Below are 13,270 nucleotides of genomic sequence, written 5' to 3'. Positions count from 1 at the left end.
GTTACATATAGATATAATAATTAACTCGCTAACATAATTTTATTAAAGGAAATAAACATGGATGCTATTTTAAGTGTTCCGGGTACTGCTGTATCTGAAAAAGCTAAACCTTCTTTTTTCTCGCGCGTTTTTAATAAAAAGAAATCGTTAAAAGCTGCCAAGGTTTTGTTGCCAGTTGCCGCCTTGGCTTCTTTCTTTCCTGAAGTTGCGATGGCTTCAACAACAACGGATTTAATGCAATCGGGTGATAACACGGTGAAAGGAACCTTCGGGAAATCTTCCAGCGTCGTTAAATGGGTTGTATTGGCCGAGGTTATTGCAGGCGGTATCATGTATATGATGACCAAAAACGTTAAATTCCTTTTTGGCTTCGCCATTATCTCAACCTTTATCACGATCGGCATGTCGGTCGCAGGATATTGACAGGTAACAGGTGATGACGGGAGACGAATTAAAAAAATACCGTTTCCCGGAAACACTGACTAATCAGTCCCGCTGGTTTGGTTTACACCTAGATGAACTTATCCCGGCTGCTATTTGTATAGCCTGGGGTTTATTGTCCAGTAAGTTCATATTTGGTATTGCTGCAGCGGTGCTGGTTTTCTGGAGTATCAAGAAACTTAAAAAGGGACGAGGGAGCTCATGGATACGAGATCTTATTTACTGGTATCTGCCCACCTCCCTTCTTAAAGGTTTTTTTCACGATGTTCCGGACTCTTGTTTCCGGCAGTGGATTAAATAAAGCAACGGGGAATGAACTATGGAACATGGCGCCAGACTCAGCACAACTCGAATAATCGCGTTGGGATATATCTGTCTGGGAACTGTCTTGGCTCTCAGTCTGACGACGAATATTATTCAGGCTATTAATAATTATCGTCTTCAGACCGAACAAAAAGTGGCTGTGACGCCGATGCTTTATAGCGCCCCCTTTGCTGTATCGCAGAATCAGTCAGACGCATCCTATATCGAACAAATGGGCCTGAGTTTTATTGCACTGCGTCTGAATGTCACCCCTGAAACAGTGGAAGCACAACATGAACAGTTACTCCGTTATGTATTACCGGCTTCCCAAAATAATCTAAAAATTCAGCTGGCCGAGGAAGCCAAACGAATAAAAGGCAATAACGTTAACGCCAGTTTCTATGTAACGTCTGTTCGCGCCTATCCGGCCGAAGGACGTGTAGATATTCGGGGTGAATTGAAAACCTGGATTGGGGATTCCAAACCCTATACGGAAATAAAACATTATATCCTTCAATTAAATCGTGTTGACGGAATTAGCTGGCTGGCACGGTTTGGAGAAATAAATAATGAAAATAATTAGGCCGTTATTTATTTCGGGCTGCCTCTTTTTTGTTGTGCCCTCAATATCTTCGGCAACTGGCACACTGGCTCCTACCATTGTACCTCTGGTGAATGGTGGACAGGCCAATATTGCTATCAGTAACACCGATCCCAATCTCTTCACTGTACCTGGCGATCGCATCACGGCTATTAACAGCCTTGATGGTGGACTGACTAATCAGGAACAAACTGAAAGTGGTGGTGCCATTCTGGCAACGGTTAGTAAAAAGCCTTTCACGTTTATTGTGGAAACCGAACGGGGACTGAATTTTTCTATCCGTGCGGTACCTCGTGAAGGGGGGGGGGCGAACTATTCAGCTGGTCACTGAACTGACAGGCACCCCAAGCCCGGCGAAAGTCTGGGAGGAGTCCAGTCCGTATGAAAGTGTGTTGGTTGAGCTGAATAAAGCTGTCCGACAGCACCGGGTCCCGGATGAGTACCAGCCTGTTCCGGTCACGTTTGAAACATTGCGTGTATCAGGCAGACTGCGTGCAAGTGCGGAAAAGGTCTGGACAGGACACCATTTAAAAGTGGTGCGTTACCGACTGGACAACCTGTCCGCCTCATCGCAGATAGTACGCGAAAGTGATTTCTGGCAACCGGGAACCCGCGCCATCATGCTCAGTAATCCGGTAGGACCGTTGATCGGTGGCGGCAGTATGCAGGTCTGGGTCACCACGTCAGAAACAGGAGGAACTCGCTGATGGCGAATTTCAACACGCTAATTAAACGTAAACAGTACCTCTGGCTGACACTTATCCTGGTGGGCGGCACAGCTGCGGTGGCAGGAGGAATGTACCTGTCTGACTTAGATCTGAGTTCTGATGAAGAGACACCTGCCCAGGGTGAACCCGCGCCGGATATGACTGGCGTGGTTGACAGCCAGTTCAACACAAAAGTCGAGCAGCATGCCACCACGGAGATGCAGGTGACAGCAGCGGATTTGAATAGACGATTTGCTTCTCTGCAGGGCGAGGTCGATTTACTGAGCAAGGGGCGTAAAGCTGACCAGATAAATATCGAAAGGCTGACCAATGAGAATACGGCCATGCAGGAGCAGCTGAAGGTCCTGGGCGTAAAACCTGCAGTGACGGGCGCAGAACCCGTACCTGCCCCAGCATCGCCCCCACCGGGGCCGGAAGGTGAACCGCAGCCAGCCAATTATTCACCGTATTCAGGCAGAGGTGTCCCACCCCCTACAACATTTTATCCGGGGAATGGGGTGACTCAACCGCCCCAGGTGAACTACCAGTCGATACCGGTTCCGAACCAAATCCAGCGTAAAACTTTCAGCTACAGCAAGGTAAATAAAACCCGGGAACTACCCTATATCCCGTCAGGAAGTTTTGTCAAAAGTATTCTGATAGAAGGTGCTGACGCCAATGCGTCCGTCACCGGAAATGAATCCACCTCACCGATGCAAGTCCGTCTGATTGGTCAGGTTGAAATGCCTAATAACAAAAAATATGACCTGACGGGCTGTTTTGTCGGGCTGGAAGTTTGGGGGGATGTCTCCAGTGAAAGAGGAATAGCCCGCACCCGCAATATCAGTTGTATTAAAGGCAATAAAGTCATCGATCAACCGATTAATGGTCATATCTCTTTCATGGGAAAAAATGGCGTCAAAGGTGAGGTGGTGATGCGGAACGGAAAAATACTCGGTTGGGCTTGGGGAGCTGGTTTTGTGAATGGTATTGGTCAGGGAGTAGAGCGAGCCTCCCAACCGTCTGTGGGGTTGGGCGCCACGGCGATGGTTAGTGCTGGTGATGTGCTGAAGATGGGTATTGGTGGTGGTGCATCTGAGACGGCACAGACACTCGGCGAGTATTACATCAAACGTGCTGAGCAGTATCACCCCATCATTCCGATTGGGGCGGGTAATGAAGTTACCGTAGTCTTTCAGGATGGATTCCAGCTTAAAACGATTGAAGAACTGGAGGCAGAGCAAAACGGTCAGCAGCAGGCACACAATCAGACGCCTTCCAGGACGGATACGCGTGCCCGTCAATCAGGCGGAGGAATGAACGGATTTGATACTGATGAGATGTTGAAGAAACTGGGTGATTTAGATCCGCGCAATTTCTCTCCGGGTGTAGCGTCTCAGGGAGAAAGTAATGGATAAGCCGGTCATTAGTTTCATTTTGTCATTGCTGCACCGGATTAACTGGTTGATTCAATTTACTCTGGTATCCCCATTGTTGGCCAGACGTGACCCTTCAACAGGATTTGGCGAGGAAGATAGTAATGAAAATAAAGAGAAATAATGGGTTTCCATACGAAATGGGTAATAGCGTTCCGGTCGGTGAGACTGGTGCAGGAAAAACTGCTCTTTTATCAGAATTGATTCTTGGCCGATCAGATGTCACTCCTCTTAAACGAGTTTACGGTGCAATTAATCAAGGTAAAAAGGATAAATGAGTCCGGACAATTAAGTTCAATATCACAGTCAGGATAAACCTAGAAAGATAACTGATAAATAACGGGAAATATGATGAAGGAATTAATGCTGTTAATTCCTCTGGGCAGCGCTTTGCTCTTAACAGGGTGCGCTGGTACAGAGACAGAATTTCAATGTAATGCCACAACATCTGATACGTGTATGACGATGCAGCAGGCTAATGAGAAAGCCAAATCGCTGGAGGAAAGTTCTTCGGTAAAGGCGGTTGCGGCCGGGTTGCCCGTGCTGGCTGAAGGTAATTTCAGAACGTTGTCGAACCTATCACACCCGTTGCCGCCTCAATCTACACGTTTGGGTGAAAAGTCACCCACCGTTCAGCTAAATACCCAGGGAGTAACCGTTAATACTTCCCCGGTCAGTGCGATGGTATCCCCGTCCCACATTACCCTACCTGGAAATTATCCCCGTCCTTTGAGGAAGGGCGATCAGACGGCAGCGTTGTGGATAGCACCGTATATCGATTCCGGGGACGTGTATCACCAACCTTCAACAGTATTATTTGTTGTCACACCGTCGGCATGGGGTCAGCCCCGTATTAATTAATATCGGGTGTGATTAATCACACCCTCAACTCTGCCTATTACTGTGTTTCAAACGAGTGCCCTGTGCGTAAAAAGGGATGGGCGGTAGCGTATCCACGGGGGAAGAAAATTAATATTCATTCTTGGAGAAGAGAGGGGATGAGTTTTATTAAATGGCACATATGGAACATATTAGCGTTGACTCTGTCAATGGCGTGTTTTTTATTACCATCGTCTACTCCTTCAGATGAACAATCACAGCACTGGAAAAATGATTGCACGTTAATTGAGACCAATATCGATAGAGGTTTTTTTTCTGAGCCACAACATAAACTTCAATGTGGTGGGGTTACAGAAAATGTCAGGGCTAAAGAATATGACTGGGTAATGGGCAAAGATAAAACTGAGGTTGGTTATAAAACGATGAGTGAATTTTTTGAAGATATTTAAAAAAATGATGAGGGTGAGTAATGATTACGGCTTACATCAATGGCAGCGATCTGGGATGGCTTTTAACGCTGGTTTTACTCTTCGATTGTGTCTGTGGTTTGATAGCCCTTGCCATGTTGGTTATTCCAAAAAGATATGATCTGTATTTTCACAGGGGTTATATCTTTGTCATCACCGCATTTTCTGCCATTGCTGGCGTTGTGGCTTTCTTGGTCTTAAGTTTAAAGACCTTTACTCCTGATGAACTGGAGGTAGGCAGACACTGGCAAAATGACTGCACGTTGCTGGCCGTGAGTATTCCGGAAGGAACGTACACAGCGCCTGTTAATCAGCTAGATTGTGCAGACATCATAATTCATGTACCGACACAGACATTTAATCTCTATACCGCGCAGTGGGAAATGTATCAGGCTATTAATAAATAAAAATACGTTATTTCATTTTCACATTCTCATGTTTGTATATAAAAAGGTTGTTAAGTGAAAATACGAGCAAAAGTAAAGTTAAGAAGGTTTTTTGAAAATACAGGTAACCTACTTAAACTGGTGATTATAGTAGGAATAGTTATGTATACCGGGTTTATGGTTTTTAAAAAAATTAATGCAAAAAGGCTTGAGTATTTACCTGCTACGCCTGAACAAATTAAGAGGATAGCCAGTGAAACACCCTGTGTAACAACTCTGTTCAGAGAAAAGCTTAACGCGGATCATAATACTGATAACCTATTGAGTCTGCGAGAAGCAAAATCAATGGCAATTGATTGTATGAAGAGAGAGGAACTGATAGCTATTAAAAAAGAAAGAGAAGACAGAATGAATGTTACACAGAAAATGCAATTAGACGCATTAAATGATGTTAATTAAGCGAAGTATTTTTAGCGCTGATATTCGAATGCGTCGCGTTTCCACTATTTTACCTGATATATCCTCAGTCTGCGGTTTAATGTCGCACAGTTTTATTTTTATCTCTTATTAAGGACCTCCTTATGAGTAATAACCTTATGGATACCGTCACTCAGGCTGTGAACTCGCTGATGTCTGCGTTTAAACTGCCGGACGAATCCGCAAAAGCCAATGACATGCTGGGAAGCATGAATTTCCCACAGTTCAGCGGGGTGCTTCCTTATAAGGACTATGACTCTGCGACCGGGCTGTTTATTAACACGAAAACCGTGGGGTTCATCTTTGAAGCCCGGCCGCTGCCGGGCGCCAACAAAGACATGGTCGCCTCACTTGAAAACCTGATAAGAACCAAACTGCCCCGCAATGTACCGGTGACCGTCAATCTAATCTCCAGCAAACTGGTCGGGGACGATATTGAGTACGGGCTGCGGGAATTCAGCTGGAGCGGCAAACAGGCCCAGAAGTTCAATGACATCACACGTGCCTATTATCTGCGTGCGGCAGAGACACAGTTTTCACTGCCACCGGGTATGGATCTGCCCCTGACCCTGCGTAATTACCGCGTGTTTATCTCCTGCTGTGTGCCGAGAAAGAAAAACTCAAAGGCGCAAATCATTGAGTTAGAGAACCAAATTAAAATCATCCGCGCCTCACTTCAGGGGGCATATATCCCGACACGGATTATGAATGATCAGGACCTGGTGGATTTGGTGCGCGAGCTGGTCAATCCCGACCCTGAGGAAATGTACCGCAAGCCATATAAAATGGACCCGTATCAGGATCTGAATTATCAGTGTGTGGAGGATACCTTTGACATGCAGGTGACGGCGAATCACCTGAAAATTGGTCTGCTTAACCGACAGGGGCAGGAGAAGGTCACCCGCGTAACGAACTACCATCTTGCGCGTGATCCGGAAATCGCTTTTCTATGGAGCAGCGCAGATAACTACGCCAACCTGCTCAGCCCGGAGCTCTCCATCTCCTGCCCGTTTGTTCTCACTTTAACGCTGATGGTTGAGGATCAGGTTAAAACCCAAACGGAAGCGAATCTGAAATATCTGGATTTGGAGAAAAAGAGCAAAACCTCCTATGCAAAGTATTTTCCCTCAGTGGAAAAAGAGGTACAGGAATGGGGCGATATTCGCCAGCGGTTAGCCACAAACCAGTCCTCCTTAGTCTCCTATTTTTTCAATATTACGGCGTATACCGCTGACAATCCCGAGGCCTCGCTTGCCACAGAGCAACAAATCTTAAACAGCTATCGTAAGGGTGGGTTTGAACTGATCCCCGCCCGCTATCACCACCTGAGAAACTATCTGGCCATGCTGCCGTTTAAATCCGGTGAGGGGTTGTTCAAAGAGCTTCAGACCGCCGGTGTCGTCAAGCGCGCTGAAAGTTTTAATGTCGCCAATCTGCTGCCTGTTGTGGCCGACAGCCCGCTGGCTCCTGCTGGTTTGCTGGCTCCTACGTACCGGAATCAGCTGGCTTTTATTGACCTTTTTTATGAAGGCATGAACAACACCAACTTCAATGTGGCTGTATGCGGCACTTCCGGTGCAGGAAAAACAGGGGCGATACAGCCACTGATTCGCAGTGTGCTGGATTCGGGTGGGTTTGCCTGGATCTTCGACATGGGGGACGGGTATAAGTCACTCTGTGAGAATATGGGCGGGGTGTACCTGAACGGTGACTCGCTGAAATTCAACCCGTTTGCCAATATCCTCGATGACGCTAATTTTGACCTGTCTGCCGAGCGTATTCGTGATCAGATGTCCGTGATGGCCAGCCCGAACGGCAACCTGGATGAGGTGCATGAAGGGCTGCTGCTGCAGGCAGTGCAGTCGGCCTGGCTGAGTAAGCGTAACAAGGCGCGTATTGATGACGTGGTAGATTTTCTTAAAACTGCGAAAGGCAGCGAGGAATACGCCGAGTCACCGACGATCCGCAGCCGTCTGGATGAGATGATTATCTTGCTTGACCAGTACACGGCAGACGGGATTTACGGCCAATACTTTAATTCTGATGAGCCTTCCCTGCACGATGATGCCCGGATGGTGGTGCTGGAGCTGGGCGGGCTAGAGTCACGTCCTTCCCTGCTGGTTGCCGTGATGTTCTCCCTCATCATCTATATCGAAAACAGGATGTACCAGTCCCCGCGAAGCCTGAAGAAGTTGAACGTTATTGATGAGGGCTGGCGGCTGTTGGACTTCAAAAATGAGAAGGTCGGTACTTTTATTGAGAAGGGATACCGCACCGCACGTCGACATCTAGGAGCGTATATCACCATCACCCAGAACATCGTCGATTTTGATTCTCCGACAGCATCCAGTGCCGCACGGGCAGCATGGGGGAACTCTTCTTACAAAATTATCCTCAAGCAGTCTGCGAAGGAGTTTGCCAAATATAACCAGCTGTACCCGGATCAGTTTACTCCGATGCAGCGGGACATGATTAACAGCTTTGGTGCAGCGAAAGACCAGTGGTTTTCCTCTTTTATGCTGCAAGTGGAGGCACATACCTCCTGGCACCGCCTGTTTGTCGATCCGCTGAGTCGTGCCATGTACTCCTCAAGCGGGGCCGATTTTGAGTTCATCAAAGGCCGTAAAATGCAGGGAGTTGACATTCACGACGCGGTATATGAGCTGGCTCGTCAGAACTTCACTGAAGAAATGGATGTGCTTGAAGCACGAATCGCACGCGATAACGTAAGGAGTCCTGTCTGATGGAAACGCATACCTCACAGCAGACTAAACCACAGTTTCTCATACTTCGTCGGATTCTGGTCATTACGGGCCTTACTGTTGCCGTTTTAGCAGCCAGTGCTGGCATGACAAAGTTGATGCTGGCACAGCAACCCCCCCGGGTGGTGGGCTTTGATATGAAAAAGACTCTGGACAGTTTTATGGAGAGTGTCAGTCAAAAAACCTTGTCGGAAGTCCAGTCAAAGACGCTGTCTGAGCGGTTTAATACCGCGCTAGAGCAGAGTCTGACAGCTTATCAGCAACAGCATCATGTGCTGATTCTGGTTTCACCCGCCGTGGTGCAGGGGGCACCCGATGTCACACTAAAAATCCAGACAGATATAGCACGCCGGATGAAAGGGGAGCCAAATTGAAAGGGCTACGGCGTTACCTCATTATCAGCTGTCTGATATCACCGGCAGTCTCTGCCGCTGACTTCGGTACTTGGGGCGATCTATGGCCTATCCGGGAGCGTGACATGCTGGAACTCATCACAAAGCGTCTTCAGGGGCTGGAAAAATCTGGGCAGATGGGCCAACTGATGAACGAGTTTAAACAGCGGGTGGCCGATAACAGCCAGCGTCCACCGCCAGTGGAAGGAATACTGCGGGCGGATAAGTATGAACAACGTTGGTTTGATCCCAGTATCCGACTTGCAGAGGACATCCAGGACCACGAAGGCCGTATTTTTGCCCGTAAGGGGGAGGTGCTGAACCCCCTGAAAACGGTGCCCTTTATGCAGACTCTCTATTTTATTGACGGGGATGATCCTGACCAAGTGGCTTGGATGAAGCTGCAGGTGCCCGAAACACTGATGAGTAAAATTATCCTCGTTAAAGGCAGTGTGCTTGATACCTCGGAGGCACTGGACAGCCGAATTTATTTTGATCAGAACGGCGTGCTCTCTAAGCGGTTTGGTCTGACGACGGTCCCGGCTCGCATTACCCCGACACCTTCCGGCGAACGACTGAATATCGAAACCTTTCCGCCTGACCGTTAGTGACAGGGAGATATAACCCATGAAAGCTGCGTTTTTGTTCTTCACTTGCATTGTGCTGTCAACCTTCAGTAGCCGTGTGGCCGCAGACCCCGCCTGTGAGGGACGGTTTGTAAATCCCATCACTGACGTGTGCTGGCGCTGTATTTTTCCGCTGTCGCTGGGTAGTGTGCAGGTCGGTAAAGGTGACCTGCCTGATACCGCCAACCCTGGCAGCCCGCTGCAGTTTTGTCCGGCACCGCCTCCCCTTTTTATCCGCCCCGGTCTGGCTATTGGGTATTGGGAGCCGATGGCCATGACCGATGTCACGCGTTCACCGGGATGTATGGTTAATCTGGGTGGATTTAATGTGAACCTCGGAAAAACCGGAATGGGAACCGCGAAAAAGGATGCGAAAGATGTGAACGGGGCTTTCTACCATGTTCACTGGTACAAATATCCTCTAACGTACTGGCTAAATATCATCACTTCAGTGGGATGTTTAGAGGGGGGCGACATGGATATTGCTTATCTGTCTGAAATCGACCCGACCTGGACGGACAGCAGTCTGACCACGCTGCTCAACCCTGAAGCAATCCTGTTTGCCAATCCCATTGCGCAGGGTGCCTGCGCCGCTGATGCGATAGCCAGTGCTGTGCATATGCCGCTGGATGCGCTGTTCTGGTGTGCGGGTTCACAAGGCTCGATGTACCCCTTTAACGGCTGGGTCAGCAATGAATCAAGTCCTCTGCAGTCATCGCTTCTTGTGAGTGAACGGATGGCGTTCAAGCTCCACCGTCAGGGCATGATTATGGAAAGCATCGGGAAAGACAACGCGGTCTGCTACGAATACCCGTCCCCAATTATACCTAAAGAGCGCTGGCGCTATCAGATGGTCAATATGCACCCGGACAGCAGTCAGTGCCACCCAATGGGACGTAGCGTGATGGCCTGGGAAACGGGGCGTAATCCGCCCAATACGCGCAAGAATTACGGCTATCTGATGTGGAGAAAAAGAAACTGTGTCTTCTTATAGCAAAACAATAATGACCTCTCTTTTATTATTTTCTGCGTATATCTGCCCTGTCATCGCCACTCAGCCCCAGACATTACAGAAAGAGCAGCAGTGGTTAAAACAACAGGAAGATTTCAGTGAATATCTCCGAAAACAGGATTTTTCAGCGTTGGAGCGTGACGTGTTATCACAGATAAAAAACAATCCCTTATCAGCAACAGATAACGATTTTATTGCCCAACTTAAAGAAAAAAACAGGCGTAAAGAGGGCGGGGAGAATAAAGAGAGGCTACTGTACTTTATTTCTTTTTCGATACCCGAGGACACCTTGTCAAACATGCTGAGTGATGCCCGGCGATACCAGGCTGAACCGGTGATGAGGGGACTGATTAATGATGATATGAAGTTTACCGCCGCCGCCATTCTTAAGCTGGTGAATAAAGGCAGTACGGACGGTGTGCAAATAGATCCGACACTCTTTTCTGACTACAACGTCAAAGCTGTACCCGCTCTGGTGATGACCTGTGAGAGGGGATTTGATGTGATTTACGGGAATATTAAAATTCGTCAAGCACTGGAGAAAATAGAGAAGGAGGGCGATTGTCGTGAAAAAGCTAAAAAAATCATCCATCATTAGTTTTCTGTCGGTGGTCTTCATGCTCCTGATTGCTTTTCTCATAACCCATTCAAAAGACACTCGTGCACAGACTACAAATAATTATCAGGAGAGCGCTGACTATGCGAGACAAGTTCAGGGTTCAGGGATTAATGCGTTAAAAAACTTTAAGGGGGAGGACATCTTACCGAATTACAATCCGAATCCTGATGCCACACAATATTACGGCGGGGTTACCTCAAGCGGCGACAGTTCATTAAAAACTGATGCCAGCACGGAATGGAATAACAATGATGTAGCCTCTTCTATCACCGAGTCATTTTCAAACCGACCCACTGATATTATTTCCCCTGATGCGCCGTTTATTCAGGCCGGAAAGGATGTTGAAAATCGTGCTGAAGATATAATGGGTGACATCGGTGCGCAGTGCTCCGCACAGGTGGTTAATCGAAGTGAGTTTAAAAACCACACTTGTGAACGTGATGTTCAGGTCGAGAGTTTTTGCACCCGTGAGGCCACGTTAAAAGATAATGCCAGCGTAGAAACAGTGAAAAAAACCGTCAAGAAAACGGTGACGATTGCCTATAACAGAGAAAAGAGACAATGGGTAACGTCATTTTCTGTCGCAGAAGAAGGGCGCATTATCAGTGTAGCGGTGGATAGCGATAATATTATTATTGACCCAACTTATCAGTGCAAAAGAGATCCGGATACAAGTTGTAAAAATGCGGTGGCACAAACGATTAATCTGTTTGATAAAACCTTCCCCGTCACGATTGTGACCTACCCCAGTATTTATGACAAATGTATCGGCGGGAAGAATGAACACTGCACAACCGTCTATCAAGCAGGGAAGGGAAAAATACACGAACAGGCCGATGTTGATATCAATGTCACCCGGGGGCAGACAATAGCGGTATCAAAAGTTATTAATTACCCCTATGGCAACAATGACAGTCAATCTGACGTTACGGTCACTTATGTGATTGAAGAAGAAGTTGTTGTCAGTAAGCCGGAAGTCGTTTGGGTGGAAAATTGTCCCTTTAATAAAGAAGAAGGCACCAAACTATCCAGTGAATGTACCATTCCTGGCGGTACGAAAAGCATCATCGTGGACGGAAAAGAATTTTCTTTCACCGAAGCTTGCTGGGGTTACAAGGACACTTGGCTTCTACAGCCTGCTGATGAAGGAAGCTGTTCCAGTCTGATGAATGATAAAAGCTGCACGCTTTCCAGCCGTCAGTGCGCGTTCTTTGATGAAGACAGCGCTGCCTGTTTACATGAATATGCCACCTTTTCCTGCGAAACCCGGACAACGGGCAAGCAAATGATATGCGGAGGAGAAGTCTTCTGTATGGACGGAGAATGCGACAAAGTCCAGAACCATTCCAGCAATGATTTTGGTCAGGCGGTCTCTGAACTGGCGGCATTAGCAGCAGCGGGACAGGATGTTGCGGAGATTGATAATGTCGACGTCAGGGCGTTCACGGGTGCGCCCCGGTACTGCAAAAAATTCGCTGTCGGGTTCAGTAACTGCTGTGCTGACAGTGGATGGGGAAACAGCATGGGGTTAGCCCACTGCAGCAGCGATGAAAAAGCGTTAGGAAAAGCAAAAGAGAAAAAACTGATCATCAGTATCGGTGAGTTTTGTTCGAAAAAAGTGCTGGGCGTGTGTCTCGAGAAAAAACGGAGCTACTGCCAGTTTGACTCAAAGCTGGCGCAAATTGTTCAGCAACAGGGCCGTAACGGCCAGCTGCGTATCGGGTTTGGTGGGGCGAAAAGCCCGGACTGTCGCGGTATTACCGTTGATGAACTTCAGGCAATTGATTTTGATCTCCTGGATTTCACGCCTTTTATGGAGGATTTGATGAACAATCAAAATATTCCTGGTAACGAAGAACTGACAGAGAAAACCGCACAGCGAATTAAAGAGCTGTTAACGCAGTCAGTTAAATAACCCCCGATACTAATCTGTCTGTCCATTATTAATGGGTATATAAATATTTAGGGTGAGTGTATGAAGGTTATTTTTAACAATAATAAGACCGTTGATTTCTTGCTGAGATTACTGCTTACAGTCGTGATTATTTCTCCGGTTATCTATTATTCATGGGACGGAATCATTGGTACTACTGCCAGCGATTATATTGAGAGTGTGATTTTCATTCTTTTCATAGGCTTTATCTGGATGATGAGTTCTATGCTTTTTCTGCTTTTTCAGGGACAGGTGAAAAAATAAATAA

General features: G+C 47.3%; 17 protein-coding genes and 1 pseudogene. All 18 read left to right on the top strand.

All coding sequences use genetic code 11. From position 1 onward, the window contains the following. Positions 1–57 precede the first annotated feature (57 nt). The 18 genes and pseudogenes from traA (at position 58) to trbE (ending at position 13,266) form a co-directional block, all read left to right on the top strand. Entirely contained in the window at positions 58–423 is a 366-nt protein-coding gene (gene traA, locus Q1A40_RS17085; protein WP_300002387.1) for a type IV conjugative transfer system pilin TraA, read from the top strand. A gap of 13 nt (positions 424–436) precedes the next feature. Beyond that, entirely contained in the window at positions 437–742 is a 306-nt protein-coding gene (gene traL, locus Q1A40_RS17080; protein ID WP_300002384.1) for a type IV conjugative transfer system protein TraL, read from the top strand. An 18-nt stretch (positions 743–760) separates the two neighbouring features. Beyond that, positions 761–1,327, top strand: a complete 567-nt coding sequence (gene traE / locus Q1A40_RS17075) for a type IV conjugative transfer system protein TraE (RefSeq protein ID WP_300002382.1) — start codon at positions 761–763, stop codon at positions 1,325–1,327. Then, a pseudogene (traK, locus tag Q1A40_RS17070) lies at positions 1,314–2,052 on the top strand (type-F conjugative transfer system secretin TraK). The gene traE and the pseudogene traK overlap by 14 nt, the downstream one beginning before the upstream one ends. Continuing rightward, positions 2,052–3,470: an F-type conjugal transfer pilus assembly protein TraB gene (gene traB, locus Q1A40_RS17065; RefSeq protein WP_300002379.1), complete on the top strand. Its 1,419-nt coding sequence runs from the start codon at positions 2,052–2,054 to the stop codon at positions 3,468–3,470. Before traK ends, traB begins: the two are co-directional and overlap by 1 nt. Continuing rightward, positions 3,463–3,612, top strand: coding sequence for a hypothetical protein (locus Q1A40_RS17060; protein ID WP_300002377.1), 150 nt, complete (start codon positions 3,463–3,465; stop codon positions 3,610–3,612). The genes traB and Q1A40_RS17060 overlap by 8 nt, the downstream gene beginning before the upstream one ends. After that, the gene (locus tag Q1A40_RS17055; RefSeq protein ID WP_300002375.1) at positions 3,593–3,766 is read left to right on the top strand and encodes a hypothetical protein; all 174 of its coding nucleotides are present in this window, start codon (positions 3,593–3,595) and stop codon (positions 3,764–3,766) included. The genes Q1A40_RS17060 and Q1A40_RS17055 overlap by 20 nt, the downstream gene beginning before the upstream one ends. Before the next feature lie 73 nt (positions 3,767–3,839). Next, positions 3,840–4,349, top strand: a complete 510-nt coding sequence (gene traV, locus Q1A40_RS17050; protein ID WP_300002465.1) for a type IV conjugative transfer system lipoprotein TraV — start codon at positions 3,840–3,842, stop codon at positions 4,347–4,349. A gap of 62 nt (positions 4,350–4,411) precedes the next feature. Next, entirely contained in the window at positions 4,412–4,777 is a 366-nt protein-coding gene (locus Q1A40_RS17045) for a hypothetical protein (protein WP_300002373.1), read from the top strand. A 20-nt stretch (positions 4,778–4,797) separates the two neighbouring features. Beyond that, on the top strand, positions 4,798–5,202 hold the full coding sequence (locus tag Q1A40_RS17040; RefSeq protein WP_300002371.1) for a hypothetical protein: 405 nt from the start codon (positions 4,798–4,800) through the stop codon (positions 5,200–5,202). A 54-nt stretch (positions 5,203–5,256) separates the two neighbouring features. Next, complete coding sequence (locus Q1A40_RS17035; RefSeq protein WP_300002369.1) at positions 5,257–5,640, top strand: hypothetical protein; 384 nt, start codon at positions 5,257–5,259, stop codon at positions 5,638–5,640. A gap of 122 nt (positions 5,641–5,762) precedes the next feature. Beyond that, complete coding sequence (gene traC, locus Q1A40_RS17030; protein WP_300002367.1) at positions 5,763–8,402, top strand: type IV secretion system protein TraC; 2,640 nt, start codon at positions 5,763–5,765, stop codon at positions 8,400–8,402. Beyond that, positions 8,402–8,794, top strand: coding sequence for a type-F conjugative transfer system protein TrbI (trbI, locus tag Q1A40_RS17025; RefSeq protein ID WP_300002365.1), 393 nt, complete (start codon positions 8,402–8,404; stop codon positions 8,792–8,794). Before traC ends, trbI begins: the two co-directional genes overlap by 1 nt. Next, complete coding sequence (gene traW / locus Q1A40_RS17020; protein WP_300002363.1) at positions 8,791–9,420, top strand: type-F conjugative transfer system protein TraW; 630 nt, start codon at positions 8,791–8,793, stop codon at positions 9,418–9,420. Before trbI ends, traW begins: the two co-directional genes overlap by 4 nt. A 19-nt stretch (positions 9,421–9,439) precedes the next feature. Beyond that, positions 9,440–10,432, top strand: coding sequence for a conjugal transfer pilus assembly protein TraU (gene traU / locus Q1A40_RS17015; protein WP_300002361.1), 993 nt, complete (start codon positions 9,440–9,442; stop codon positions 10,430–10,432). After that, complete coding sequence (gene trbC, locus Q1A40_RS17010; protein WP_300002359.1) at positions 10,419–11,048, top strand: type-F conjugative transfer system pilin assembly protein TrbC; 630 nt, start codon at positions 10,419–10,421, stop codon at positions 11,046–11,048. Before traU ends, trbC begins: the two co-directional genes overlap by 14 nt. A 19-nt stretch (positions 11,049–11,067) precedes the next feature. Continuing rightward, entirely contained in the window at positions 11,068–12,984 is a 1,917-nt protein-coding gene (traN, locus tag Q1A40_RS17005; protein WP_300002462.1) for a type-F conjugative transfer system mating-pair stabilization protein TraN, read from the top strand. A 60-nt stretch (positions 12,985–13,044) separates the two neighbouring features. Beyond that, the gene (gene trbE / locus Q1A40_RS17000; RefSeq protein WP_300002357.1) at positions 13,045–13,266 is read left to right on the top strand and encodes a conjugal transfer protein TrbE; all 222 of its coding nucleotides are present in this window, start codon (positions 13,045–13,047) and stop codon (positions 13,264–13,266) included. Positions 13,267–13,270: the final 4 nt, after the last annotated feature.

Source organism: uncultured Cedecea sp. (assembly GCF_947498825.1).
Taxonomy (GTDB): Bacteria; Pseudomonadota; Gammaproteobacteria; order Enterobacterales; family Enterobacteriaceae; genus JGM124.
Note: the sequence above shows the minus strand (reverse complement) of the source record. Positions and strands in the feature narration are given on the sequence as shown.